Origin of the sequence: Nocardiopsis exhalans (assembly GCF_024134545.1) — a bacterium.
In the GTDB taxonomy this organism is placed as follows: Bacteria; Actinomycetota; Actinomycetes; order Streptosporangiales; family Streptosporangiaceae; genus Nocardiopsis; species Nocardiopsis exhalans.
The window spans coordinates 7060577-7080260 of the sequence record NZ_CP099837.1; the positions used below are offsets into that span (position 1 = coordinate 7060577).

The window sequence follows — 19684 nt, forward strand, 5'->3', positions numbered from 1 at the left end:
GGGTAGTACTACGCTCGACAGGACCCCCCATATAGCGCCTGACCTGCAACGATGTCGGGTTCTCGTCCTGGATCAGGGTGGCACGTGGCATCCCGGTCGTACTATCACGATCCCTGGCAGACGCTCACCCTCCGGAGTAGTTTCATGTCACGCACCAGCACCGCGACCACCCCGCTCGGCAAGCTCGACCGCTCCTGGAAGCGGTACCTGCGCGCCGAAGGCAAGTCCGAAACCACATCCCGAAACTACCTTCTCACCCTGAGGCACTTCGCCGCCTGGCTGGCCACCGAGGACCTGGCCGACACCCCCGCCGAGATCACCTCCGGGGACATCACCGACTGGCTCCTGGACGTCGCCGACCGCACCAGCGGATCCAACGCCGCGTTCCACTACCGCAACCTGGGCGCCCTCTATATGTGGCTCACCTCCTCCCAGGAGCGCGCCCTCCTGCGCTCGGAGAACCCCATGATCGACGTCACCGCACCGCGGTTCGCCGAACCGGTCCGGGCGACGTTCGACGACGGCGAGGTCAAGGCGATGATCGACACCTGCAACCCCTCCCGCAAAGGGCAGCGCAGGTCCCGGTCCGGGCGACGCTTCCTGGACGTGCGCGACGAGGCCGTCCTGCGCCTGTTCTCCACGACGGGGATGCGGCTCGGCGGGATGGCCGGTCTCCGGTACCGGGAAGGGGTGCACGACCTCGACAACGACGGCGCGAACGACCTGTTCCTGGACCGCGCCCAGCCGCTGGTGCGCCTCCGGTTGAAGGGCGGAGAGACGCACTTCTACCCCGTGTGGCCCAAGGCATCGGCCGCTCTGGACCTGTACCTGCGCGAGCGGGCGACCCGCACCCACGCCGACGACCCCGCCCTGTGGATCGGAGGCCAAGGGGGCCTCGGTGCGCAGGCGGTGCACTACATGATCAAGCGCCGGGCGGAGCGGGCCGGGATCGAGCGGCGGGTGCACTCGCACATGTTCCGCCGGGAGGTCACCAAGCAGCTGTTGGACGGCGACACGGACAGGGCGGAGATCGCCCAGTACATGGGGTGGAAGGACGTGCGCCACGTCGCCCTGTACGCCTCGGAGTCTGAGCAGCGTCGGGCGTGGGCGTCCGCGGCGAAGGTCCCGCTGGAGGCCGCCTGACCACATGCGAGCGCCCCTTGGCCGGTCTCCCGTCGCGGCCAGGGGGCGTTGCTCTATGCCCTCAGGCGGGCGTGTCAAGCAGCCAAGCATGGGGCCATGGGATGACATAACCGCCAGCTGCGGCAGCCGCCTCCATGGCGGCCAACCCATGCGAGTGGACGGGCCACTCAGGGTCCCACCAGCGCTCTTGGTGGTGAGCGGCGAGGTCGACGGCGGGGTCGGTGACCCCGAGCGGGGTCCAGATGCGGGCCCGCGCCCAGGCGGGCAGCCAGCGGGCGTAGGCAAGGGCGAGTTCCTCGTAAGTGATGCCGTCGCGGGCGATGATCACCCAGTGGCCGGGGTTGCTCTCGTAGGGAATGTAGGCCACGTGCGGAGGCAGGGTGTCGAGGGTGACGGAGAGCCGGGCGCAGCGGGGGCAGTGGCCGGGGTGAGTGGGGGTGGCGGCACGACGGTGTGCCGGGTCGGGTGGGCGCAGCTTCACAGGTATCCCCTCCCATAGTGCTGCTGGGGGTCCGCCGGATGGGGCGGGGATGATCATCGTAGAGCCGTAAAGCAGTTCGAATCCAGCATTTTGGGCGACCATTTCTCCTGGTCACAGGCGCTATCACGCTGGGTAATCGGTTTACCACATTGGTGTCCGCATCCGGCCAAAAACTCAAGTTTGGTCCCCGTCCGCGCTTGGCTCCCCCTGCTCTTGGCGCCGTTGCCACCTTCGCCGCTCCGTCTCCAGCATCAGCCGGGCCTGATTCTCGGCATTGTCCATGGCCCGCTGGATCATCTCCTCCGCGACGTCGTCCGGGAGCCCCGCAGTGTCGGCCTCCAGGTCCCGCACGATTCGCTGCACCTGGCCGGTGAGCCGATGGGTTCGCTCCTCGGCGACGTACCGATCCCGGGGGTCGCCCGACGGGCCCAGGATCGTGCCGTCATCCGCCACCAGGGGCGCCCCGGTGAGGGCCGCGCGGAGCGCCCCGGGCTGGAGCCGGTACAGCGACTCCAGCGCGGTGAGGGTCTCGTCCCGGTAGGTGTCCCGCGCCCCGGTCTCGATGTCGATGATGACCCGCTTGGACAGGCCGGACTCCGCGTTCACGTACTCCACCCACCCAGGCCGGGTGCGAAAGCGGGTGGGGTCAAAGGAGGCCCGGCGTGCGATCAGCGCCTGGCCGAGCGCCTTCAGTCGGTCCTGCGGGGGCATGGCGGCCCTTCCTGGCGTTGTCGGGTGGTCACTCAAGGGAATCCTAAGGAAGTTTTTCCCTTGGTCTAGGGAAGTCTAGATGTTGGCCAAGGCTGGCCAGGTAAGGGCTTTGTGTCTTGACGGGGAAGGAAGAACCTTCCCAGATAAGGTCACCCTTGCTTGTTTGAGGGAATATTCTTCCCTAGGCTTCCTCTCATGTCCCACACCATCACCATCGGTCCCGCCATCCGGGCCATCCGACGATCCCAGGGCGTCACGCAGCTGGACCTCGCGGACCGCGCCGGGGTGTCGGGGCCCTACCTCACCAATATCGAATCCGGCGTGAAGCAGCCCAGCTTCGACACCGCCCTGCGTATCGCGCACGCCCTCGGCGTCCCGCCCGAGGCCATCACCTACAGCTGCCCCACCTGCCGCGCTGAGAGGAGCGCCGCCTGATGGCTCACCCTGACCCGGCCCGCCGGTCCCAGATCGCGTCCATGGCCGCCCACGTCTCCTGGGCTCGCACCCCTATCCGCGCCGAGCGCACCCGGGCCGCGACCCGCGCATCCCAGGCCCGGTTCGAAAAGCAGGTCGACCCCGACGGACTGATGGCCCCCGCCGACCGTGCGGCCGCCGCTGACTCCGCGATGCGGGCGCACCGGCGGGCCATGGCCAAGAAGCGGTGGGACGCCTACCGCGCCGATCAGGCCGCGAAGAAAGCCGCCTAACCCACCCCAAGAAGAAAGCCCCCGCACCGGGTCCAGCCGGTCGGAGGCGTGACGAGAAAACGAGGTTCTCGCGTGATTGACCCTACCAACCCCCGCTTCCTCAGCCAGCCCGACCCGGAGCCCCTCACCCAGCTCCGCGCCGCCACCACCCTCGTGACCCTCATTCAGGAGGACGCTCCCGCCCCCAAGTGGGAGATCGCCGACGACGGCCGCCGCCTGGACGGCCAGCTCTTCATGCACGACGCCACCGACACCGACCGCCGCCTGGACGGCCAGCTCTTCATGCACGACGCCACCGACACCGACCGCCGCCAGGCCCTGCTCGCGTGGCAGCGCGTCCTCGGTGCCGGGCCGGTGGAGGTTCGGCCCGTCGGCATCAGTGAGCACATCTCCGTTTCCGGGTCCTACGAGGGCGTCCCGGTGCGGGTTGTCACGATCGTGGACGGCCAGTGCCCGACCTGCGGGACCAACGAGGCGCACCTCAGCGGGGTGGCCGCATGATCCCCGCCATCCTCGGCGTCGTTGCGGCGCTGCTCATCCTCGGCGCGGTTGCGCTGACTGTCCTGTGGTCCGTGCTCGGTATCCGCCGGGAGGGCGCATGAGCACCATCGCCGCTGATCTGTTCCCCGCGTTCATCGCGATCGCCCTCGCCGCTGCGATCAGCCTGGGCTACGCCCTCGGTGCTGAGAACGCCCTCCTAGCGCTCCGTGGGATGTGGCGGGCCCGCGCGGAGACCCGCCGGGTGCGCCGCGAGATGGCCGCGACCGTGGTCGAGCTCAACGACACCCGCGCCGAGCTGGCCGACGAGCGGGCCCTGGTCGCCCGTCTCGCTGGCGGCACCGACGACATCATCCGGGCCGCCCGCGGCGCCCACCACCGCCAGGAGGACCGCGCCGATGCCTGACCTGCCGTACACCTACACCGACGAGGGCGGCGACCAGATCCACGTCCACCACTCGTATCTCACCGTGGTTCATTCCGGCGAGTCCGGGGTGGCCCTGCTGCCCGATGCGGACCCTGACCGGGTCGAGCTGGCCCGCGCGGTCCTGGGCGAGGGCACCGGGCACGTGGTGATCAGCAAGGAGGACTCTGCGCGGGCCATGCGCGACCGGGTCGCCTCGTGGCTGGACGACCACCTCAGCACCTGGGAGGCCGAGCAGATCAGTGCTCTGCTGCTGCTCCCCGACGACGACGCCCCGTCCTGCCCTGACGGTCCCGCGACCCGGTCGGGTCACCGGTACGTGTGCGAGGACGACCAGGGCCACGACGGCCTGCATCACGCGCTCAGCGGATCAGTGACGTGGGGGACGCCTAGTCCGATCCATGTAGCCACTCCGGAGGGCATCACCCCGTGCGGGCGCGGTCACCATGACGTCCCCGTGGCTGCCCTCATCCCCGAGGCGACCTGCGTGGAGTGCCTGCGGGCGGTCGCCGTGGAGAAGGGCGAGCAGGTGGCGCACCTCCGGCATGAACTCGAACGGGCCGTCAGCTGCCTGGCCGACGAACAGAAGGGCACCCTGTCCGCCCGATTCGCCCAGCTCGAGCGCGACATGAGCCGGATCGAGGCCCGGCTGGTCGACGAATACACCGTCCAGGCCCCGGTGGCGGGCGAACGCCTGGCCGCGGACAACCTCACCCGGATGCAGGACCGGGTGTCCCAGCTGGAGCGCGACATGGGCCGTGCCGAACGGCGCCTCAACCTCCTGGAGGTCGCCCAGGGGCGGGTGGACCGCCTGCATGACCGCGTCGACGCCCTGGAGCTCGCCCAGCGCGAGGCCGCCCAGTCCGGCGGTGCCCCGCGCGCCCAGGTCACCGGCGGATCCGTGCCCGAGCCCGCCCGGTACCGGGACGCCACCGGCGACATGTGGGAGGAACGCCCGGACGGCCTCCTCGCCACCATCGCTGTCCACCGTGACCGGCCCGGGGACCTCGGGGTGGTGCTGCCCCGCACCGTGGCGGAACGGCAGTACGGCCCCCTCACCCCGATCGCCAACGACACCGCCAGGAGTGAGAGCTAATGGCCATCCTCACCGCGACCATCGGCGACCGGCAGGTCCCCCTCACTGACTGCGACTGGGTCCTGTGGGCCCCCTGCGGATGCCCGCGCGGCGTCTGCCTCGCCCAGGTCGGCGACACCGTTCTCGCGACCGAGGACCGGGCGCACGCCGAGTTCACCTCCCGCCGCCGCGACCGGGCCCGTGAGATCCGCGAGGGGTACCGGATTGAGCTGGTCACCCACCACCACTACCGGGCCGTGATCGCCAGCCTGATGGCCACCCGCTGCCCGCACCGCTGACCAACCACCCCTGGCCGCCCCGCCCGTCCTGCGGGGCGGCCACCCACGCACCACCAGAGGAGGTCCCATGGACCTACAGCTGTTCCAGAGCGACGAGTTCGAACTCCGCATCAACCCCGTCGGTGACAGCTTCACCGTCGAAGCTCCCGGACTCGCCCGTGCCCTCGGAATGCGCGAGGCCTACCGGCTGGTCGAGAGCATCCCGGAGGAAGAGAAAGGGTCCACGCTGTCGTGGACCCCTGGGGGGCCTCAGAAGATCTGGCACCTGACCGAGCCCGGGTTCTATCGAGCCATCGGCCAGCGCCAGGCCTCCCGTATCAAGGACGCCGAGATTCGCGCCCAGGTGGAGCGGTTCCAGTCGTGGGTGTACTCCGAGGTCCTGCCCGCCATCCGCCGCACCGGCCGCTACGAGGTGGCCCCCGCGCTCCCGGCCGTCCCCCAGTCCTACGCCGCTGCGTTGCGGGCTGCTGCTGACGCCGAGGAGGCCCGCGAGCGCGCCCAGGCCGAGCTCGCCGAAGCCCAGCCGAAGGCGGACTCGTGGGATGTGCTCGCGTCCGGTGTCGGTGACCTGTCGGTCGCGGACGCCGCGAAGATCCTCACCCGCGACCCCGCGATCACCATCGGCCGCGACCGGCTGTTCGACCAGCTGGCCACCGACGGGTGGGTGTACCGGGCCCGCTCGGATGGCCGGTGGAGGGCGTACCAGACCCAGGTCGACATCGGCCGCCTGTCCGAGCTCCCGCAGACCTACACCAACCCGAAGACGAAGGAAACCTCCATCGGGGCCCCGCAGCTGCGGATCACCCTCAAGGGGCTCCACGAGCTGCACCGTCGCCTCGGTGGCATCCGCCAGCTCCAGATCCCGAGCGAGGCCGCATGAGCAACGACCTGACCGGGGCGCTGTCCTACGCGCCCGTGCCGCCTCCGGAGGGGTGGGAGATCCACCTGGCCCGCGCCACCACCGCCCTGTACGCGCCGGATGACCGGGCCGACCGCCGGTCCCTCCTGGAGGCCCTGGGTCTCGATGAGGAGGCGGGGCCGCGGGTGCGCCTGGCCACCCTGACGCACCGTCCGGACCGTGAGCTCAAGCGCGCCCCGGGGGCCCCGACCGCCACGGCCCCGCCGTCGGAGGCTGTTCTCCGGTCTCGTGCGGCCGCTGCTGCCCGGAGGCGCGAGGCGCTCGCTGACTACTACCGCGCTCAGGGCCTGCATGGCACGGCTCTGCGCTCCAAGCTCGCCCGGATGGGGGCCGCATGATCGCCGAGCACGCCGTGACCGGCTACCTCGCCGAGCACGGGTTCCCGTCCGCCGAGTCCGCCCTGTCCGGGATCGTCGGCACCGGCCGGGTCCTGTGGGTGGTCGGCTACCGGGAGGCCGAGCATGCCGGAGATGCCCTGCTCGCTGACTGGGTTGACCAGGTCCGCGTGGACGCCGGGGACCGCAACTGCGACCTGGGTGTACTCGTGACTGCCCGCGCGGACTACGGACCGGCTCGGGTCGCGTCCTGGTGGGCGCACCTGGACATCAGCGCCCTGTCCCGCGCCATGCGCGGCGCCCTGGCCCTGCCCGAGGAGGTGTCCGCCGGGCCGGTCCGGATGCACCTGTCCACCGCCGTCCTGTTGGCCCGCGCGGCCGGGTACGGGACCCCGCTCGGGACGGAGGAAGCAGCGTGAGCGCCCCGGCATGGCTGGACACCCTGCCCGCCGACCACGGCCATCTCTACCTCCACGCCGACATCGCCGAAGCCGTGCGCGCGCACCCGCGCCGGTGGCGGCTGGTTGGTGAGTACGACACCCGCGAGGGCGCCCGGGATGTGGCCGCGCGCATCCGCCGGGGTGGCACCCGCGCGTGGAGGCACCGCCCCGACGGCCAGTACCACGCGCGGTTCCACACCACGGACGCGGGCGAGCACGTGGTCTACGTCCGCTGGACCCCTACCCCTAAGACGGCAGGAGCGCCCCGATGACGACGGTGAAGATCAAGGGCGGCAAGCCCAGCAAGAAGCTCGCTGAGGCCCTGGAGCCGCACGCCGACGACATGTTCTCCCGGCCCACCGGTACCTGGCTGGCCGTGGTGGAGGTGTCGCACGTGAAGCGCACCGAGACCGTGAAGACGGATGACGAGTACGACTACGTGTCCCGTGAGGTCGAGGTCCGCCTGTCCCGCCTGGAGATCGCTGGGGGCGTCGAGGACCAGGAGGCCGCGCAGGCGCTGCTTCACAAGCTCACGGGCCAGCGCAAGTCTGCGGGCACGCTGTTCGACCCGGCCGCCGTCGACGCCGGGGATGGTCCGCCCTGGTGACGGCTGCCCGTATTCGTCCCGCCGTGGCTGCTGGGGTTGCCCCGGTCACGGCGGGCGCCACCTCACCCGAGCCCTTCCTGGTCAGCCCACTTGCGCGCCCACTCCAGCCATTCCAGCGGGACCACGGCCGCCTGGCCCTTGTCCCGGCGAGTCAGGACCACGGGCTCCTTGAGGAGCCGGACCTGGTTGACGACCTCGGTCAAGTTGGCGCGGGCCTCGGAGACACCCAGGGCCTTTATCTCGTCGCTCATGGGGACAGCGTACATTCCAACTTGCTTGTACAACAAGACGCGTTGTACAGTTCAGTCATGGGGCACCGCCCCATCAGCACCAACGTGAGAGATGAGGAGGACGCCGTGAGCTACGCCAGCATCAACAGAGGCGCGTTCGGCGGCGACCGCTTCACCATCGTGGCCAACGCCGCGATCCGAGACGAGCGCCTGTCCTACAAGGCCCGCGGCCTCCTCGCCCTGATCGCCTCCCACCGCGAAGGCTGGGGCGTCACCGAGAAGCAGCTCGCCGCGAAGTCCCCCGACGGCATCAGCGCCGTCCGCTCCGGCCTCAAGGAGTTGGAGGCCGCTGGGTACCTCCGCCGCTACCGCGTCCGTGACGAACTCGGCCGCCTCGGTGGAGCCCACTGGGTCATCACCGACGACCCCGCGTCCCTCGACGGCCGGGTCGCGACCCTGGCCGGGGCCCTCGGAGAGGACGGCGGGGACCTGGTTCCGCTGCAAATGCTGAGGTCAGACCCTAAGTGCGATTTTCCAAACTTGGATAACCCAACGGAGGGAAACCCACCGGAGGGTAATCGCACACCTAAGAAGACCAACCACAAGAACACCAGTACAGAAGTAGAAGGGAAGGGGGAGGAGGGCGCGCACGGGCGCGCGAGCAGCTCGCCTGTGGATAACCCTGTGGACAACGGCGACGACGGCGAATGGGGCATCCCCGACACCGAACGCCCCGCGCCCGAGCAGGGGACCCTGTTCGCCCGCACGGTCATCGAGGGCATCGCTGCCGAGACCGGCCTGGGCCTGGGGCCGTGGCAGCACCGCCGCCTGGTCCTGGAACACCTGCCCGCCGCCCTGGACGCCGTCCGCGAACTCGGCGACGACCGGATCAGCGGCACGGAGCTGGTCGAGTGGCTGCGCGACAACCTCGACACCGCCCAGAGCCTCTACGCGGTCCTGTCGACCCGGTGCCGCCCTGACTACCTGTCCGAGGCGCTGCCGGTGTGGGTGGCCCGCAACCGCACCCCCGGCGGGCTGCCCGCCCCCTCGGCGCCGCCCGCGCCACACCCTCGCCGCGAGCAGGACGCCCCGGACGCCGACGCTGACCCGTTCTCTGCCGCCGGAGCGCCCCCCACGTGCCGTGTCCACCCTGGCATCGCCCTGACCGCCGACCTGACCGGCCAGCGCACCCGCTGCCACCTGTGCGAGCACCTGCCCGCACCGGCCGCCCCTGCCCCGTCCGCCGAGGAGCTGGCCGACGTCATCGGCGACGCCCTGTCCGACACCGAACCGGACCTGCCCGACCACTGCGGTGCCCGCGAGTGCCACCAGGCCCAGCGCCGCATCATCCGCTTCAACGCCCGCACCGGAGCCCACGACGACCTTGGCCCGTGCCCCCGCTGCCACCCCGACCACGCCCAGGAGGCCGCCGCATGAGCCCGTCCACCACATCCGCCGACCGGGCCGAGGCCATCGACGCCGTCGCCTGGTACCTCACCCGCCGCGACCAGACCCCGGCCGCCGAACGCGCCGACCCCGAGATCGAGGCCGCCGAGATCGTCCAGGCCCTCATGGTTCGCGGCTGGAGGCGCACCGAAGCCCGGCCCGCGCTCCCGTGGCAGCCCGACCCCACCGGCCGCCCCGCCGACCCGGCTGACGTCCACCGCCACGCCGCCCAGGCCCGCGCCGCCCTCACCCAGACCACGACCAGCACCGAGGAGGACTCCTGACATGGCCTTCATCCCGATCACCTACTACGACGTCCAGTGCGACACCGACCGGTGCAGCGAGTCCTTCGAGGAGCTCATCACCAAGAGCGAGACGACGGACTGGCCGACCAACCTCTTCCCGGCCTTCCGCCGGCACCTCAGCAGCGACGGCTGGATGATCACCGCCGAGCACACCCTGTGCCCCAGCCACGCCCCCGCGGCTGAGGCCTCCGCCCTGGCCGCCATCGAGGCCTCCCTCGACCAGTTCGAGATCGAGTCCTCCCACGACCCGCTCTTCCCCCTGGAGTCCACCGATGGCTGACACCACCCCGGCCCGGCGGCCCGGCAGGAACGCCCGCCGCCGCGCCGCCGTCGACCGAGTCGTTGAAGAGGCCTACGAGGCCGGTGTGCGGGACGGCCGCGCCGAACTCCGCGCCCTGGAGGCCGACCTTGCCGCGGCCACGCACTTCCTGATCGGCCCCTACCGGATCGGGGCCCGACACGACCACTGGGAGGTGTGGCCTGACCCCACGCTGATCAGCCTCACCTCCCTCGACCCGCCGACCCCGTTCCACACCCGCGACGGTGCGCTCGCCCACGCCCGCCGCCTGACCGCCGAGGAGACCGACCGTGGCTGACCACCTCACCCCGGACCAGCTCGCCAGGATCGACGCCATCGTCGGCCCGATCCACCGGGAGCGCGCCGACGCCCCCGGCCTGGCCGCGAAGTACGACGACGCGTGCGAGCGCATCGCCGAGCAGCACGACGAGATCGTGAAACTCCGCCGCCGGGCCGAGGCCCTGAAGGGCCAGCTCGCCGATGCGCGGGCGCTCGTTGGCCGCTACTGGGACAACGCCCTGGCCGCGATGGAACGCCGCGACGCCGAGAACAACCGCCTCCGGCTGGCCTGGCAGTCCGCCCGCCGCCGGGCCCGCCGACAGCGCGACGCCCTGCGCGAGGCCATGGCCGCCGACCGCGAACAGGTCCGGATCGTCCGTGACCGGTACCGGGACGAACGCGACGCCGCCCGCCGCGAGAACGCCGCCCTGCGCGCCCAGCTCGCCGCGACCACGAACCCCGCCCGCGCCGAGGAGCAGCTGGCCGCCGACGCCCGGCCCGGAACCGACAGGAGCAGCCGGTGACCCTCGATGACATCCGCCGCCGGGTCGACAAGATCTTCCGCCGGTACGAGCTGCGCGACTGGGAGAACGCTGCCGCCTACGAGTGCCGCCTGCACCGCGACGTCCTACGTGCGATCGCCAACGGGAGCGGCCCCCCGACTGAGCTCGCCGCCGAGGCCCTCAGGACCACCGAGCTTGACTTCGAGTCCTACGGGCCGGAGTCGCCCCCGGACGTGGATCTGAGGGCAGCCCGCCTGACCGCCGACGCCCACCCCGGAACCGAACGGAGCAGCCGGTGAGTGACCGGATGGCTGCCCTCCACCACACCTTCATCCCGGACCCCGCCGACCGGCCCGACCTACTCCCGCCGTCCGCGTGGCTGTGGGACCCGTGGGAGTACGCCGCCACCGGCCCCAACACCCTCCACCGCGCCAACCCGAACCACCCCGGGCACACCATGTGCGGGCTCCCCTACGTGGGGCTGATCGGCACCCCCGCCTGGTCGAAGGTTCCGCACTGCCCCGGGTGTGTGGCCGCCCCCGAACCTGACTGGCCGGACGGGTTCTGGCTGCTGGAGTTCGCCCAATTCCGGGAGGTGGCCGGCCGCCGGGTTGATGTGGTGTCCATCCGCCACACCGACGACGCGGACCCGGTGGTGTGGGAGGAACTACCCAACCTCCCGGACATGCGGGACGTCGCCGCTGTCGCCGCTGACCTGGGATTCCCGGTGGAGTACGGGCCGCACTATGACCCGCGTACCTGCATTGAGTGGGCGCGGGTTGGCGCCCCCGACTGGGCCACACAGACCTCCCTCTTCTGAACAGGAGCAGCCAGTGAGCGCCATGTTCGCCCCGCCCGCCGAGATCACCTGGTACCACGCCCCCTGGCTGGAAGCCGCCGCCGCCGGACGGCTCCGGTACGACACCACCCAGCACCCGATCCACGGCGTCAACAACAACACGATCTGGTGCATCTGGCACGGCCTCCTCGACGACGGCGACACCGGCCCCGTCATCACCCCGCTCGGCCAGGCCCTCCTCGACACCTACCGGGCCAACCGGACACCCCCGGCCCCGGCGCTCCCACTCTCCGCCCCGAAGGCGGAAAGTCGGCCCACCCCCGCCGTCCAGGCCGTCCTCTTCTGAACAGGAGCACCACCATGAGCACCGACCCGGTGTACCAGGCCCTCAAGAACATCGCCGACAGCCTCGCCACGATCCGCCGAGGGCAGCTCGACGACGCCCGCGGTGACGCTGACCCCTGCGACCACATGATCAGCACCCTCCACCACGGACGCCGGGGCCTGCCGATCTTCGCCCAGTGCCGCCGCGCCGAGGCGCACTCCGACCTGCACGAGGACGAGCACGGCCGCCAGTGGCACCCCAACGGGCTACTCGTCGAACCCGAAGAAGCCTGATCCACCCACCTCTGCCCGGGGCGCACCCGCCCGCGCCCCGGGCCCCACACCACCACCACGACCACCCGGGGGACCTCTTGACCGCCTACCCGTGCGACCTCTGCGACCGCCCCTCCGGCGACGACGCCCGCGTCTGCACCACCTGCACCGGCCAGGCCACCACCGCCCTGAACACCGTCGCCGACTGGCTCGCCGACGACCTGGTCACCGCCACCGCCAAGCAGACCGCCCTCGGTGGGGGCCGGGGAGGCGGAAAGCCCACTAAAGCATCCGAGGCCCCGATGCCCATCGACCCCCGCGCCTCCGAGGCCGCCGCGATCCTCCGCAACACCCTGTCGACGTGGGTCCGCGCCCTGCACGCCGAGATCCGCGTGGACATCATCGGGCCCGCCTGCCGCGCCTGCCGACACCGATCCTGCACCGCGTTGCGCGCCACCCGGCTCCCGGCCGACACGATCGGGGCTATGGCCGCCTGGCTCACACCTCTGCTTCTCCAGGCCCGACACCTTTCCTTCGCCGCCGAACTGGTCGACGAGATCACCGCCGCCGTCGCCCAGGCGCTGCGTGCCGTGGACCGGCCAATCCGGTACGTGCCGCTACCGGACACGTGCCGCATGATGACCCTCGACGGGCAGACCCCGCGCCGGTGCGGCGGTGCTCTGCGAGCTGTGATCGCGCCGGGCCTGCCGATCGACCGTCAGGTGCGGTGCGAGGTGTCTCGGGATCACACATCCACGGTGGAGGCCGAGCAACAGGCCCGACGTCGGGCGGCCCGCGTAGCCCGGCGACTTGCGCGGACTTGACAAACCCGGAATACTGAGAATCAGGATGGCGAGAGCTTTCCGAAGACGCCAGGCCCCGACACCACAGGTGCGGGGCCTTCGTCATGTCCAGACCCGCGCGTCCTTCCCCAGGCCCCGCCTTCGCGCCCCATTGACCCCGGAGCGCTCTTGACCGTCCTCTACGAATCCAACCGCGCCACCATCGTCCTCGGCGACGCCACCGACCCCGACGTCATCGACGCCGCCCCACGCGCCGACCTCCTCGCCACCGACCCCCCATACGGTGTCCGGTGGCAGTCAGGGTTCCGCACCACGCAGTTCCCCGAGCTGGTCGGCGACGACGGCGCTCTCGATGTCCCCGCGGTCCTCGGCGCCTGGACCCGCAGACTCCGCGCCCCACGACACGTCTACGTGTTCGGCTACCGGCCCGACCAACTCGCCGAACCAATGCGCCTCGGCGGCACCACCGAGCTGATCTGGGCGAAAGAGCAAGTCGGGCTCGGGAACCTCAGCATCCCCTGGGGAATCGCTCACGATCGGATCGCCTTCGGTGTCCACGTCCCCTCCGCCGCCGAACGCGGCAGTGGAAAGGGGCGCTTGGCCGCCCGCCTGCGCCAGCACAGCCTCCTCAGAGCCCCCAGGCGCTCCGGCACGAAGATCGACCACCCCACCGAGAAGCCCATCTCGCTCATGGCGCAGCTAGTCGAATCAAGCTCGGCCCGCGGTGAACTCGTCCTCGACCCGTTCGCCGGGTCTGGCTCCACCCTGGTCGCCGCGATCCTCACTGGCCGCCGCGCCTACGGAGTCGAGATCACTCCGGAGTATGCCCAGCTCGCTGTTGACCGCGTCCGGCAGGCTGAGGTTGTCGCCGACGCTGTCGCCCGCTTCATGTAGACCCGCCCGGCAGGCCCCGGCCGTCCCCCGTCGGCCCACCGCTCACCCTGCCGGGCGCCCCACGTCCCGCCCCTGGCTCCACGGTTCTGGAGGGTGCCGTGTCGAGCCGGGGCGGGGCACTCCAACCACCCACCCTCCTGGAGGAACCCATGGCCGCTCCCGATGAGCGCTTTCACGAGCTACGCCAAGCCCAAAAACGCGCGCACCACTCCCGAATCGCCTGGTCTGACGCGAACGACGCCAACAACGCGCGGCTGGCTGCCGCTGCCGCGCGCGTCTACGAGGCCGACGTCAACGAGGTCCTTCAAATCAGGCAGTCCTTCATGAATGACCGCCGAGAAGGCCCCGAACAGCACGCCCGCTGGATCATGCCCGACCCGAAGGACACCCAGGACGCCATCAACCAGGCCCTGGAGAACATCGAGGCCGCCCGCGAGCGCGGCGCTGTCCGCAACGCCACCTGAGACCCGCCCGGCGGCGCCCACACAACAAGAGACCCGTCCCTGGGGTTGGGCCGACTGATCTCGCGCCGCCGGGCGCCCCAACCCCCTCGGAGGCGACCATGAAGGTCCGCACCAGCATCACCCACACTCTGTCACTCACCCCCTCGGAAGTAAGCGCACTCAAGGCCGGAATGAAGGCCGCCCTGGCCACCGACGCGGGCACCGAAGCCGAACGCGAGACCTGGACAGGCTTCGCCCGCATCACAACCACCGGAGAAGAAGCCGAAGCGTTCTTCAAGCCCCTCACTGAGGCAATGCGCCAGACACGCGACCGCCCTTCCACCTGAAACCCGCCCGGCAGCAGTCCACAACGTCCCTTGCTACTGCCGGGCGACCAGCAGCGCCGGACCCCGGAACACAGACCCCACGAGACGCACGCGGCAGGCGAGAGCCTGACAAATCCCGCGAGAGCGAACGTGGCCGGATCGGCGCCCTCAACGTTCAGCACCAGTAGTCCAGCGGCCCAAGACGCCGCGCGTGCCGGGGATCGAGACCCCAGGGCAGTCCTAGGACCCTGCCCGAAGCCCGTTCGCGGGCAGTGGCCCCTCCGCGGTAACCCCGGTCCGAATCCGGGCGGTGCTGAACACTCACGTCCCGCCTTCGTGCTCCGCCTTCCGCTGGGGGGTGGGAGGAGCGTCGAGCACGAGGCGGGACACCTTCCCACCGCAACCACAACCCCACCGCGCGCGTCCAACCACAGGAACACCCCCAACCCCTCCTGGAGGCCCCTGTGCGCGCCCTGACCGCCACCCTCGCCGCTCTCGCCCTCACTGCCGCCACCGCGTGCGGAAACAGCGGCCCCGACCTCCCCGAGCACGAACAGGCGTTCCTCGACGCCCTGTACGAAGACGCCAAACAGGCCGGATCCGGAATCCACGGCCTCGGCGACCAGGACAACCTCGACCTTGGGTATGCCGTGTGCGAGGACCTGGCCGACGGCATGGCCCCGACCGACGTCGTTGCCTCCCTCCAGCCCGCTGGTGAGGAGACCCCGATCAGCAAGGTGGCTTCCTCGCTGGTGGGGCACGCTGACGTGTACCTGTGCGACACCGACGAATAGGACCCTCCATGGACACCGCCGAGTTTCCCTCCATCGCGCTCTACGAGCGAGTGATGCAGCAGGTCTGGGAGGACCGCCAGGAAGCCGAACGGGCGAAGGTCGAGCGAGAGGCCCCGGCGCTCGTCGCCCTCGGGCTCCCGCCAGAGGAGTTCGTTCCGGTCGAGTGGCCGGGCACGACTCTGCCCACCTTCGCAGACATGATCCGGGAATGGGAGGCGCCGGTCGTCGCCCGCATCGAGCACAAGCGCGACCAGTTCGCCGAGGCCTTCGACGGCCTGATCCACGCCACCTATCCCGACTACCGGCTGGAGTGGGCACTGTGACCGACAGCCGCCAGCAGCTCTCCGACGCCATCGACCGGTTCGCCCGCGCCGTAGCCCGCGTCACCCGGCTCCCGCCCATGGGCGTGCCCATCAACCGGGAGACCCTCGAAGCCCACGGGCTCCGGTGGCCGCTCACCGTCGACCACGGCCACATCGTGCGCGACGGCAACAGCATCTACTTCCGCTCCCCCGACGGCGCCACCTGGGCACTCAACGGGCCCGCACGCGAAACCCACCAGGACATCGCGCCCATCCACCAGGTGGACACCCAGGTGCGGGACGCGGTCGTGGCAGCTGGTGGCGACCCTGAGCAGACCACCATCCCCCGCATCAGCCTCGCCCCGCTCACCCGCATAGGGCGCGACCTGCCCAAGCGGTAGGGGGTATCTCGGGTTCGGGCCCGCTCCCCGAAACCCACCCCCACCTGAGCACACCCCCCTGTAGGAGGTGGACCCCATGAGACCCAAGGCCATGCAGGTCTGCCCCACGCCAGGTTGCCCCACTCTCACCCGCAAGGGCCGGTGCGCAGACTGCCAGCGCACAGCACGACGACAGCGGCGCAGCAGCAACCAGGCAGGCTACGACGCCCGCTGGTACCGCACCCGCGCCGCGTACCTGCGCGCCCACCAGATGTGTGAGTGCGAGGAACACGAACAACTTCCGTGGATCATCCGGCCGCGCGCCACCGAAGTCCACCACCGCGACGGTCTCGGTCCGCTCGGTCCGCGCGGTTTCGACTGGACGAACCTTCAAGCGTTGACCAAAGCGTGTCACTCACGCATCACCGCACGTGAACAACCCGCCGGGTGGCACAACCCAGAGTGAAAAGGGTGGGGGATGCCCCCCAGGGGGCCAGGGCCGCCGGGTCGCCGGGGAGGGGGCCGAGAAGTCGGTCAGGTTCAAAAGGTGCACTCTGCTACCCAGAGTGATGTTCTAGAGTAAAGCTGCCTGCGGCTGATCCCCGCAGGAAGAAAGGCCCGAGTCTCCCGGCTCGGGCCTTTCGTGTTGCCGGGAGACAACTTCATGATTGAGCGCCCCTGCGCTGAATGCCGAGACCTCTTCTTTCCGAAGCAACAGGGCCATCGGTTTTGTAGCTACCGGTGCAAGCAGGCTCACTACCGAGACTCAAGGTCGTGCGCTTGCTCCGTTGGCGAGTGCGACCGCCCCGTCAGGGCCAAAGGCTTGTGCTCCATGCATTGGAAGCGCGCTTTTGGCAAGGTTCAGTCTTACCGGATCGCCTGCGAATGGTGCGGGCAGGAGCACGAGACTCCCCGACGGGACGGGCGGTTCTGCTCTCGAGAGTGCGCAGCATCGGCCCGCTTCGAGGTAACCCGACTGAAGAGGCTTCCGGTGCACGTCGGGCCGTCCTGGCCGTACTCGATGATCCCCGAGCGGCACCCCTCCAGAACACCACCAGCTCGACGATCAAGCTGGTGGAAGTTACTCGTGGCGGGCTCCTGTAGGCGCTGTGGTGCGGCGTTCCTGGCGCCCGCTGCCACCAAGGAGAACCTCCCCGCATTCTGCTCCACAGCCTGCCAGCGGAAGCTGGGGAAGCTCCGGAGGCGTGTGCGAAGCAGGGAGGTTCAGTCTGAGCCTTACAAGCTCACCGAGATCGCGGAACGCGACAGGGGCCTGTGCCAGCTGTGCGGTGAGGGGGTTGCCATGAATCTAGCGGTCCCCCACCCCAAGGCCCCCACTGTTGACCACATCATTCCCTTGAGCCAGGGCGGGGACGACCTCCGGGCCAACGTCCAACTCGCTCACTTTCTGTGCAACTCGCGCAAGGGCGCCAAGGGTTCACAGCAACTTGCCCTGTTCGGCTGAGCGCAACGTGACGGCTCTCTGTGCTGCGCAACGCAGCCCGATGATGGGAGGTCCCTATGGCCAGTGGTGGCGCTCGCGTCAACTCGGGTCCGCCGCCGGACCCGAACGCGCTCAGACGTAACCGCAAGGAAGACAAGTCCGGGTGGTCCACGCTCCCGTCCGAAGGCCGCACCGGTCCGACACCTGCGTGGCCACTGATCGAGGCGGAGCCCCGGGAGTGGGATCTGTGGTGTGACCTGTGGACGAAACCGCAGGCGGTGATGTGGGAGCGTCTAGGGCTCCACTACGAGGTCGCCCTGTTCGTGCGTACCCTCGCCGAGGCCGAGCACCCGACCCCACGGTCGGATGCGGCCAAGCTCACCAAGCAGTACATGGAGAGCCTGGGGCTGACCGGGCCGGGGATGCTCCGCCTGCGGTGGAAGATCGGCCCCGTCGAACAAGAGGCCGCGCCGGCCGGAGAGGCCGCCCCGGCGAAGGCCGCCCCGCGCCGCAAGTCCGCACGGGACCGGCTCAAGGTCGTGACCAGTGGCGAAGGCACCTAGCGCCGCTGATGCGTTCGTGGTGGACTTCCCCACCCTGTGGGTTGTGCCGGACTGGATGGAGGCGCACCTGCCGGTGCCGGGCGGGTTCCGGGCCGGTGAGCCCATGGAGCTGTACCCGTGGCAGCTGTGGTGCACCGTCAACCACTACCGGATCAAACCCACCGCGACGTTCGGGCAGCGGTCCACGGCGTTCCACTACCGGCGCTCCCAGGTCGTAGCCCCGCAGAAAACCGGCAAAGGCCCCTGGTCAGCGGCGGTGACGCTCGCTGAGATGGTCGGCCCGGTCGTCTTCGCTGGGTGGGCCAAGGGCGGCGAGGTGTACCGGTGCTCGGACCACGGGTGCGGGTGCGGCTGGTGGTACCCCTATCAGGCCGGTGAGCCGATGGGGATGCCGTGGCACGACCCGCTACTCCAGATGCTCGGAGCCAGTAGCGACCAGGTCGATACGAACGTCTACGGCCACCTCAAGGCCATGGTCAAGGGCGGCCCGCTCAGCGATCTGCTGACCACCGGTGAGGAGTTCACCCGCATCCTGACCGGCGACGGCGGGGGCCGGGCCGACGTCGTCACGTCCTCCGCACGGTCCCGTCTGGGCAACCCGATCGTGTTCGCGCTCCAGGACGAGACCGGCACGTACACCACCACGAACAAGATGATCCCCGTCGCCGAGGCCCAACGCCGTGGCCTGGCCGGTATGGGTGGGCGGGCGATCGAGACCACGAACGCCTGGGACCCGTCCGAGGACACCACGGCCAGCCGGACAGCGGCCACCAAACGCAAGGACGTTTTCCGCTTTCATCCGCAGGCCCCGAAGGCGCTGAAGTACGACAACGCGAGGCAGCGACGCCGGATCCACCGGTACGTGTACGTGGGCTCTGACCATGTGGACCTGGACGCGATCGACGCCGAGGCCGCCGAACTCCTGGAGAAGGACCCGGCGCAGGCCGAGAGGTTCTTCGGTAACCGGGTCGTCAGCGGCACGGGCAGCTGGATGGACTCGCAGGCGTGGGGCAAGCGCATCAAGCCCCGCACAGTCAAGCCCCGCACCAGGATCGTGCTCGGGTTCGACGGGTCCGACATCGACGACTGGACCGGGTTCCGCGCCGAAACGTTGGCCGGCCACCAGTTCACTCCGACCTACGGGCCCGACAAGAAGCCCACCATCTGGAACCCCGCCAACTACCCGGACGGGCAGGTGCCGCGCCTGGAGGTCGACGCCGCCCTGGACGAGATCATGCGCACGTTCGACGTCGCCCTGGTCTACGCCGACCCGCCCTACTGGGAGTCCGAGGTGGACGCCTGGGTCGAGAAGTACGGGGAGCGCAAGATCATCAGGTGGCAGACCCGCCGGATCGTGCAGATGCACGCCGCGTGCGAGCGGCTGCTGACGGACGTGCTGAAGAAGGACACCGCCTTCACTCATGACGGGTGCGAGCTGACCTCCGACCACATCGCGAACACGAGGGTGGCTGCCCGGCCGGGTGACCGGTACGTGCTCCGCAAGGCCAGCCAGCAGCAGAAGATCGACCTCGCTGTGGTCAGCGTGCTCGCCCATGAGGCCGCGGGTGACGCTGTCGCCGCCGGGCTGGCCCGGATCAAGAAGAACTACATCTACACCGCGTCGAGCACCAGGAGGTGA

At 70.3% G+C, this 19684-nt stretch carries 35 protein-coding genes; 32 read left to right on the forward strand and 3 right to left on the reverse strand.

What is annotated here, in order from left to right:
* Window positions 1-144 precede the first annotated feature (144 nt).
* Entirely contained in the window at window positions 145-1143 is a 999-nt protein-coding gene (locus NE857_RS31385) for a tyrosine-type recombinase/integrase (RefSeq protein ID WP_254418874.1), read from the forward strand.
* A 61-nt stretch (window positions 1144-1204) separates the two neighbouring features.
* Here NE857_RS31385 and NE857_RS31390 read toward each other — a convergent pair whose 3' ends face one another.
* Entirely contained in the window at window positions 1205-1624 is a 420-nt protein-coding gene (locus tag NE857_RS31390) for a hypothetical protein (RefSeq protein ID WP_254418875.1), read from the reverse strand.
* Between the two features lie 174 nt (window positions 1625-1798).
* Entirely contained in the window at window positions 1799-2335 is a 537-nt protein-coding gene (locus tag NE857_RS31395) for a hypothetical protein (RefSeq protein WP_254418876.1), read from the reverse strand.
* Between the two features lie 195 nt (window positions 2336-2530).
* On the opposite strand from NE857_RS31395, the gene NE857_RS31400 reads away from it, so the two are divergent.
* From NE857_RS31400 to NE857_RS31450, 11 genes are all read left to right on the forward strand, one after another.
* Window positions 2531-2770: a helix-turn-helix domain-containing protein gene (locus NE857_RS31400; protein ID WP_254418877.1), complete on the forward strand. Its 240-nt coding sequence runs from the start codon at window positions 2531-2533 to the stop codon at window positions 2768-2770.
* Window positions 2770-3042, forward strand: a complete 273-nt coding sequence (locus NE857_RS31405) for a hypothetical protein (RefSeq protein ID WP_254418878.1) — start codon at window positions 2770-2772, stop codon at window positions 3040-3042. Before NE857_RS31400 ends, NE857_RS31405 begins: the two co-directional genes overlap by 1 nt.
* A gap of 72 nt (window positions 3043-3114) precedes the next feature.
* Entirely contained in the window at window positions 3115-3543 is a 429-nt protein-coding gene (locus tag NE857_RS31410; protein ID WP_254418879.1) for a hypothetical protein, read from the forward strand.
* Between the two features lie 97 nt (window positions 3544-3640).
* A complete protein-coding gene (locus NE857_RS31415) occupies window positions 3641-3946 on the forward strand; it encodes a hypothetical protein (RefSeq protein WP_254418880.1) in 306 nt (101 codons plus the stop codon).
* A complete protein-coding gene (locus NE857_RS31420; protein ID WP_254418881.1) occupies window positions 3939-5060 on the forward strand; it encodes a hypothetical protein in 1122 nt (373 codons plus the stop codon). Before NE857_RS31415 ends, NE857_RS31420 begins: the two co-directional genes overlap by 8 nt.
* Window positions 5060-5338: a hypothetical protein gene (locus tag NE857_RS31425; protein ID WP_254418882.1), complete on the forward strand. Its 279-nt coding sequence runs from the start codon at window positions 5060-5062 to the stop codon at window positions 5336-5338. The genes NE857_RS31420 and NE857_RS31425 overlap by 1 nt, the downstream gene beginning before the upstream one ends.
* A 67-nt stretch (window positions 5339-5405) precedes the next feature.
* Window positions 5406-6218, forward strand: coding sequence for a phage antirepressor (locus NE857_RS31430; RefSeq protein WP_254418883.1), 813 nt, complete (start codon window positions 5406-5408; stop codon window positions 6216-6218).
* Window positions 6215-6595, forward strand: coding sequence for a hypothetical protein (locus NE857_RS31435; protein WP_254418884.1), 381 nt, complete (start codon window positions 6215-6217; stop codon window positions 6593-6595). Before NE857_RS31430 ends, NE857_RS31435 begins: the two co-directional genes overlap by 4 nt.
* Window positions 6592-7011, forward strand: coding sequence for a hypothetical protein (locus tag NE857_RS31440; protein WP_254418885.1), 420 nt, complete (start codon window positions 6592-6594; stop codon window positions 7009-7011). The genes NE857_RS31435 and NE857_RS31440 overlap by 4 nt, the downstream gene beginning before the upstream one ends.
* Window positions 7008-7304, forward strand: a complete 297-nt coding sequence (locus NE857_RS31445) for a hypothetical protein (protein WP_254418886.1) — start codon at window positions 7008-7010, stop codon at window positions 7302-7304. The genes NE857_RS31440 and NE857_RS31445 overlap by 4 nt, the downstream gene beginning before the upstream one ends.
* Complete coding sequence (locus tag NE857_RS31450; RefSeq protein WP_254418887.1) at window positions 7301-7639, forward strand: hypothetical protein; 339 nt, start codon at window positions 7301-7303, stop codon at window positions 7637-7639. Before NE857_RS31445 ends, NE857_RS31450 begins: the two co-directional genes overlap by 4 nt.
* 62 nt (window positions 7640-7701) lie before the next feature.
* On the opposite strand, the gene NE857_RS31455 is transcribed toward NE857_RS31450, so the two are convergent.
* A complete protein-coding gene (locus tag NE857_RS31455) occupies window positions 7702-7890 on the reverse strand; it encodes a type II toxin-antitoxin system Phd/YefM family antitoxin (protein ID WP_254418888.1) in 189 nt (62 codons plus the stop codon).
* Window positions 7891-7947: 57 nt separating this feature from the next.
* On the opposite strand from NE857_RS31455, the gene NE857_RS31460 reads away from it, so the two are divergent.
* The 20 genes from NE857_RS31460 (at window position 7948) to NE857_RS31550 (ending at window position 19684) form a co-directional block, all read left to right on the forward strand.
* Window positions 7948-9306: a helix-turn-helix domain-containing protein gene (locus NE857_RS31460; RefSeq protein ID WP_254418889.1), complete on the forward strand. Its 1359-nt coding sequence runs from the start codon at window positions 7948-7950 to the stop codon at window positions 9304-9306.
* On the forward strand, window positions 9303-9599 hold the full coding sequence (locus NE857_RS31465; protein ID WP_254418890.1) for a hypothetical protein: 297 nt from the start codon (window positions 9303-9305) through the stop codon (window positions 9597-9599). The genes NE857_RS31460 and NE857_RS31465 overlap by 4 nt, the downstream gene beginning before the upstream one ends.
* Before the next feature lies 1 nt (window position 9600).
* On the forward strand, window positions 9601-9900 hold the full coding sequence (locus NE857_RS31470) for a hypothetical protein (RefSeq protein ID WP_254418891.1): 300 nt from the start codon (window positions 9601-9603) through the stop codon (window positions 9898-9900).
* On the forward strand, window positions 9893-10216 hold the full coding sequence (locus NE857_RS31475) for a hypothetical protein (RefSeq protein ID WP_254418892.1): 324 nt from the start codon (window positions 9893-9895) through the stop codon (window positions 10214-10216). Before NE857_RS31470 ends, NE857_RS31475 begins: the two co-directional genes overlap by 8 nt.
* The gene (locus NE857_RS31480) at window positions 10209-10721 is read left to right on the forward strand and encodes a hypothetical protein (protein ID WP_254418893.1); all 513 of its coding nucleotides are present in this window, start codon (window positions 10209-10211) and stop codon (window positions 10719-10721) included. The genes NE857_RS31475 and NE857_RS31480 overlap by 8 nt, the downstream gene beginning before the upstream one ends.
* Window positions 10718-10999: a hypothetical protein gene (locus NE857_RS31485; protein ID WP_254418894.1), complete on the forward strand. Its 282-nt coding sequence runs from the start codon at window positions 10718-10720 to the stop codon at window positions 10997-10999. The genes NE857_RS31480 and NE857_RS31485 overlap by 4 nt, the downstream gene beginning before the upstream one ends.
* On the forward strand, window positions 10996-11520 hold the full coding sequence (locus NE857_RS31490) for a hypothetical protein (protein ID WP_254418895.1): 525 nt from the start codon (window positions 10996-10998) through the stop codon (window positions 11518-11520). The genes NE857_RS31485 and NE857_RS31490 overlap by 4 nt, the downstream gene beginning before the upstream one ends.
* Before the next feature lie 13 nt (window positions 11521-11533).
* Window positions 11534-11845, forward strand: a complete 312-nt coding sequence (locus NE857_RS31495; RefSeq protein WP_254418896.1) for a hypothetical protein — start codon at window positions 11534-11536, stop codon at window positions 11843-11845.
* A gap of 14 nt (window positions 11846-11859) precedes the next feature.
* Window positions 11860-12117: a hypothetical protein gene (locus tag NE857_RS31500; protein WP_254418897.1), complete on the forward strand. Its 258-nt coding sequence runs from the start codon at window positions 11860-11862 to the stop codon at window positions 12115-12117.
* A gap of 77 nt (window positions 12118-12194) precedes the next feature.
* Window positions 12195-12920 (forward strand): hypothetical protein, encoded by a 726-nt coding sequence (locus NE857_RS31505; protein ID WP_254418898.1) that lies wholly within the window; start codon window positions 12195-12197, stop codon window positions 12918-12920.
* A gap of 147 nt (window positions 12921-13067) precedes the next feature.
* Window positions 13068-13793 carry a DNA-methyltransferase gene (locus NE857_RS31510; protein WP_254418899.1) on the forward strand — a complete coding sequence of 242 codons (726 nt, stop codon included), beginning with the start codon at window positions 13068-13070 and terminating at the stop codon, window positions 13791-13793.
* Window positions 13794-13942: 149 nt separating this feature from the next.
* Window positions 13943-14257 (forward strand): hypothetical protein, encoded by a 315-nt coding sequence (locus NE857_RS31515; protein ID WP_254418900.1) that lies wholly within the window; start codon window positions 13943-13945, stop codon window positions 14255-14257.
* Between the two features lie 98 nt (window positions 14258-14355).
* Window positions 14356-14583, forward strand: coding sequence for a hypothetical protein (locus NE857_RS31520; protein WP_254418901.1), 228 nt, complete (start codon window positions 14356-14358; stop codon window positions 14581-14583).
* Between the two features lie 443 nt (window positions 14584-15026).
* Window positions 15027-15356: a DUF732 domain-containing protein gene (locus tag NE857_RS31525; RefSeq protein WP_254418902.1), complete on the forward strand. Its 330-nt coding sequence runs from the start codon at window positions 15027-15029 to the stop codon at window positions 15354-15356.
* A gap of 8 nt (window positions 15357-15364) precedes the next feature.
* Complete coding sequence (locus tag NE857_RS31530) at window positions 15365-15679, forward strand: hypothetical protein (protein WP_254418903.1); 315 nt, start codon at window positions 15365-15367, stop codon at window positions 15677-15679.
* Window positions 15676-16059, forward strand: coding sequence for a hypothetical protein (locus NE857_RS31535; RefSeq protein WP_254418904.1), 384 nt, complete (start codon window positions 15676-15678; stop codon window positions 16057-16059). Before NE857_RS31530 ends, NE857_RS31535 begins: the two co-directional genes overlap by 4 nt.
* A gap of 76 nt (window positions 16060-16135) precedes the next feature.
* Window positions 16136-16504: an HNH endonuclease signature motif containing protein gene (locus tag NE857_RS31540; protein WP_254418905.1), complete on the forward strand. Its 369-nt coding sequence runs from the start codon at window positions 16136-16138 to the stop codon at window positions 16502-16504.
* Window positions 16505-17059: 555 nt separating this feature from the next.
* The gene (locus NE857_RS34625) at window positions 17060-17503 is read left to right on the forward strand and encodes an HNH endonuclease (RefSeq protein ID WP_363319959.1); all 444 of its coding nucleotides are present in this window, start codon (window positions 17060-17062) and stop codon (window positions 17501-17503) included.
* A 56-nt stretch (window positions 17504-17559) separates the two neighbouring features.
* Entirely contained in the window at window positions 17560-18045 is a 486-nt protein-coding gene (locus NE857_RS31545; protein WP_254418906.1) for a phage terminase small subunit, read from the forward strand.
* Entirely contained in the window at window positions 18029-19684 is a 1656-nt protein-coding gene (locus NE857_RS31550) for a terminase large subunit domain-containing protein (protein WP_254418907.1), read from the forward strand. The genes NE857_RS31545 and NE857_RS31550 overlap by 17 nt, the downstream gene beginning before the upstream one ends.

Coding starts and splice junctions, on each gene's coding strand:
- NE857_RS31405 (WP_254418878.1), top strand. CDS start 2,770: ATGGCTCACCCTGACCCGGCCCGCCGGTCCCAGATCGCGTCCATGGCC.
- NE857_RS31500 (WP_254418897.1), top strand. CDS start 11,860: ATGAGCACCGACCCGGTGTACCAGGCCCTCAAGAACATCGCCGACAGC.
- NE857_RS31530 (WP_254418903.1), top strand. CDS start 15,365: ATGGACACCGCCGAGTTTCCCTCCATCGCGCTCTACGAGCGAGTGATG.
- NE857_RS31415 (WP_254418880.1), top strand. CDS start 3,641: ATGAGCACCATCGCCGCTGATCTGTTCCCCGCGTTCATCGCGATCGCC.
- NE857_RS31460 (WP_254418889.1), top strand. CDS start 7,948: ATGGGGCACCGCCCCATCAGCACCAACGTGAGAGATGAGGAGGACGCC.
- NE857_RS31395 (WP_254418876.1), bottom strand. CDS start 2,335: ATGCCCCCGCAGGACCGACTGAAGGCGCTCGGCCAGGCGCTGATCGCA.
- NE857_RS31440 (WP_254418885.1), top strand. CDS start 6,592: ATGATCGCCGAGCACGCCGTGACCGGCTACCTCGCCGAGCACGGGTTC.
- NE857_RS31450 (WP_254418887.1), top strand. CDS start 7,301: ATGACGACGGTGAAGATCAAGGGCGGCAAGCCCAGCAAGAAGCTCGCT.
- NE857_RS31520 (WP_254418901.1), top strand. CDS start 14,356: ATGAAGGTCCGCACCAGCATCACCCACACTCTGTCACTCACCCCCTCG.
- NE857_RS31470 (WP_254418891.1), top strand. CDS start 9,601: ATGGCCTTCATCCCGATCACCTACTACGACGTCCAGTGCGACACCGAC.
- NE857_RS31425 (WP_254418882.1), top strand. CDS start 5,060: ATGGCCATCCTCACCGCGACCATCGGCGACCGGCAGGTCCCCCTCACT.
- NE857_RS31455 (WP_254418888.1), bottom strand. CDS start 7,890: ATGAGCGACGAGATAAAGGCCCTGGGTGTCTCCGAGGCCCGCGCCAAC.
- NE857_RS31545 (WP_254418906.1), top strand. CDS start 17,560: ATGGCCAGTGGTGGCGCTCGCGTCAACTCGGGTCCGCCGCCGGACCCG.
- NE857_RS31420 (WP_254418881.1), top strand. CDS start 3,939: ATGCCTGACCTGCCGTACACCTACACCGACGAGGGCGGCGACCAGATC.
- NE857_RS31465 (WP_254418890.1), top strand. CDS start 9,303: ATGAGCCCGTCCACCACATCCGCCGACCGGGCCGAGGCCATCGACGCC.
- NE857_RS31435 (WP_254418884.1), top strand. CDS start 6,215: ATGAGCAACGACCTGACCGGGGCGCTGTCCTACGCGCCCGTGCCGCCT.
- NE857_RS31400 (WP_254418877.1), top strand. CDS start 2,531: ATGTCCCACACCATCACCATCGGTCCCGCCATCCGGGCCATCCGACGA.
- NE857_RS34625 (WP_363319959.1), top strand. CDS start 17,060: ATGATCCCCGAGCGGCACCCCTCCAGAACACCACCAGCTCGACGATCA.
- NE857_RS31385 (WP_254418874.1), top strand. CDS start 145: ATGTCACGCACCAGCACCGCGACCACCCCGCTCGGCAAGCTCGACCGC.
- NE857_RS31515 (WP_254418900.1), top strand. CDS start 13,943: ATGGCCGCTCCCGATGAGCGCTTTCACGAGCTACGCCAAGCCCAAAAA.
- NE857_RS31430 (WP_254418883.1), top strand. CDS start 5,406: ATGGACCTACAGCTGTTCCAGAGCGACGAGTTCGAACTCCGCATCAAC.
- NE857_RS31475 (WP_254418892.1), top strand. CDS start 9,893: ATGGCTGACACCACCCCGGCCCGGCGGCCCGGCAGGAACGCCCGCCGC.
- NE857_RS31540 (WP_254418905.1), top strand. CDS start 16,136: ATGAGACCCAAGGCCATGCAGGTCTGCCCCACGCCAGGTTGCCCCACT.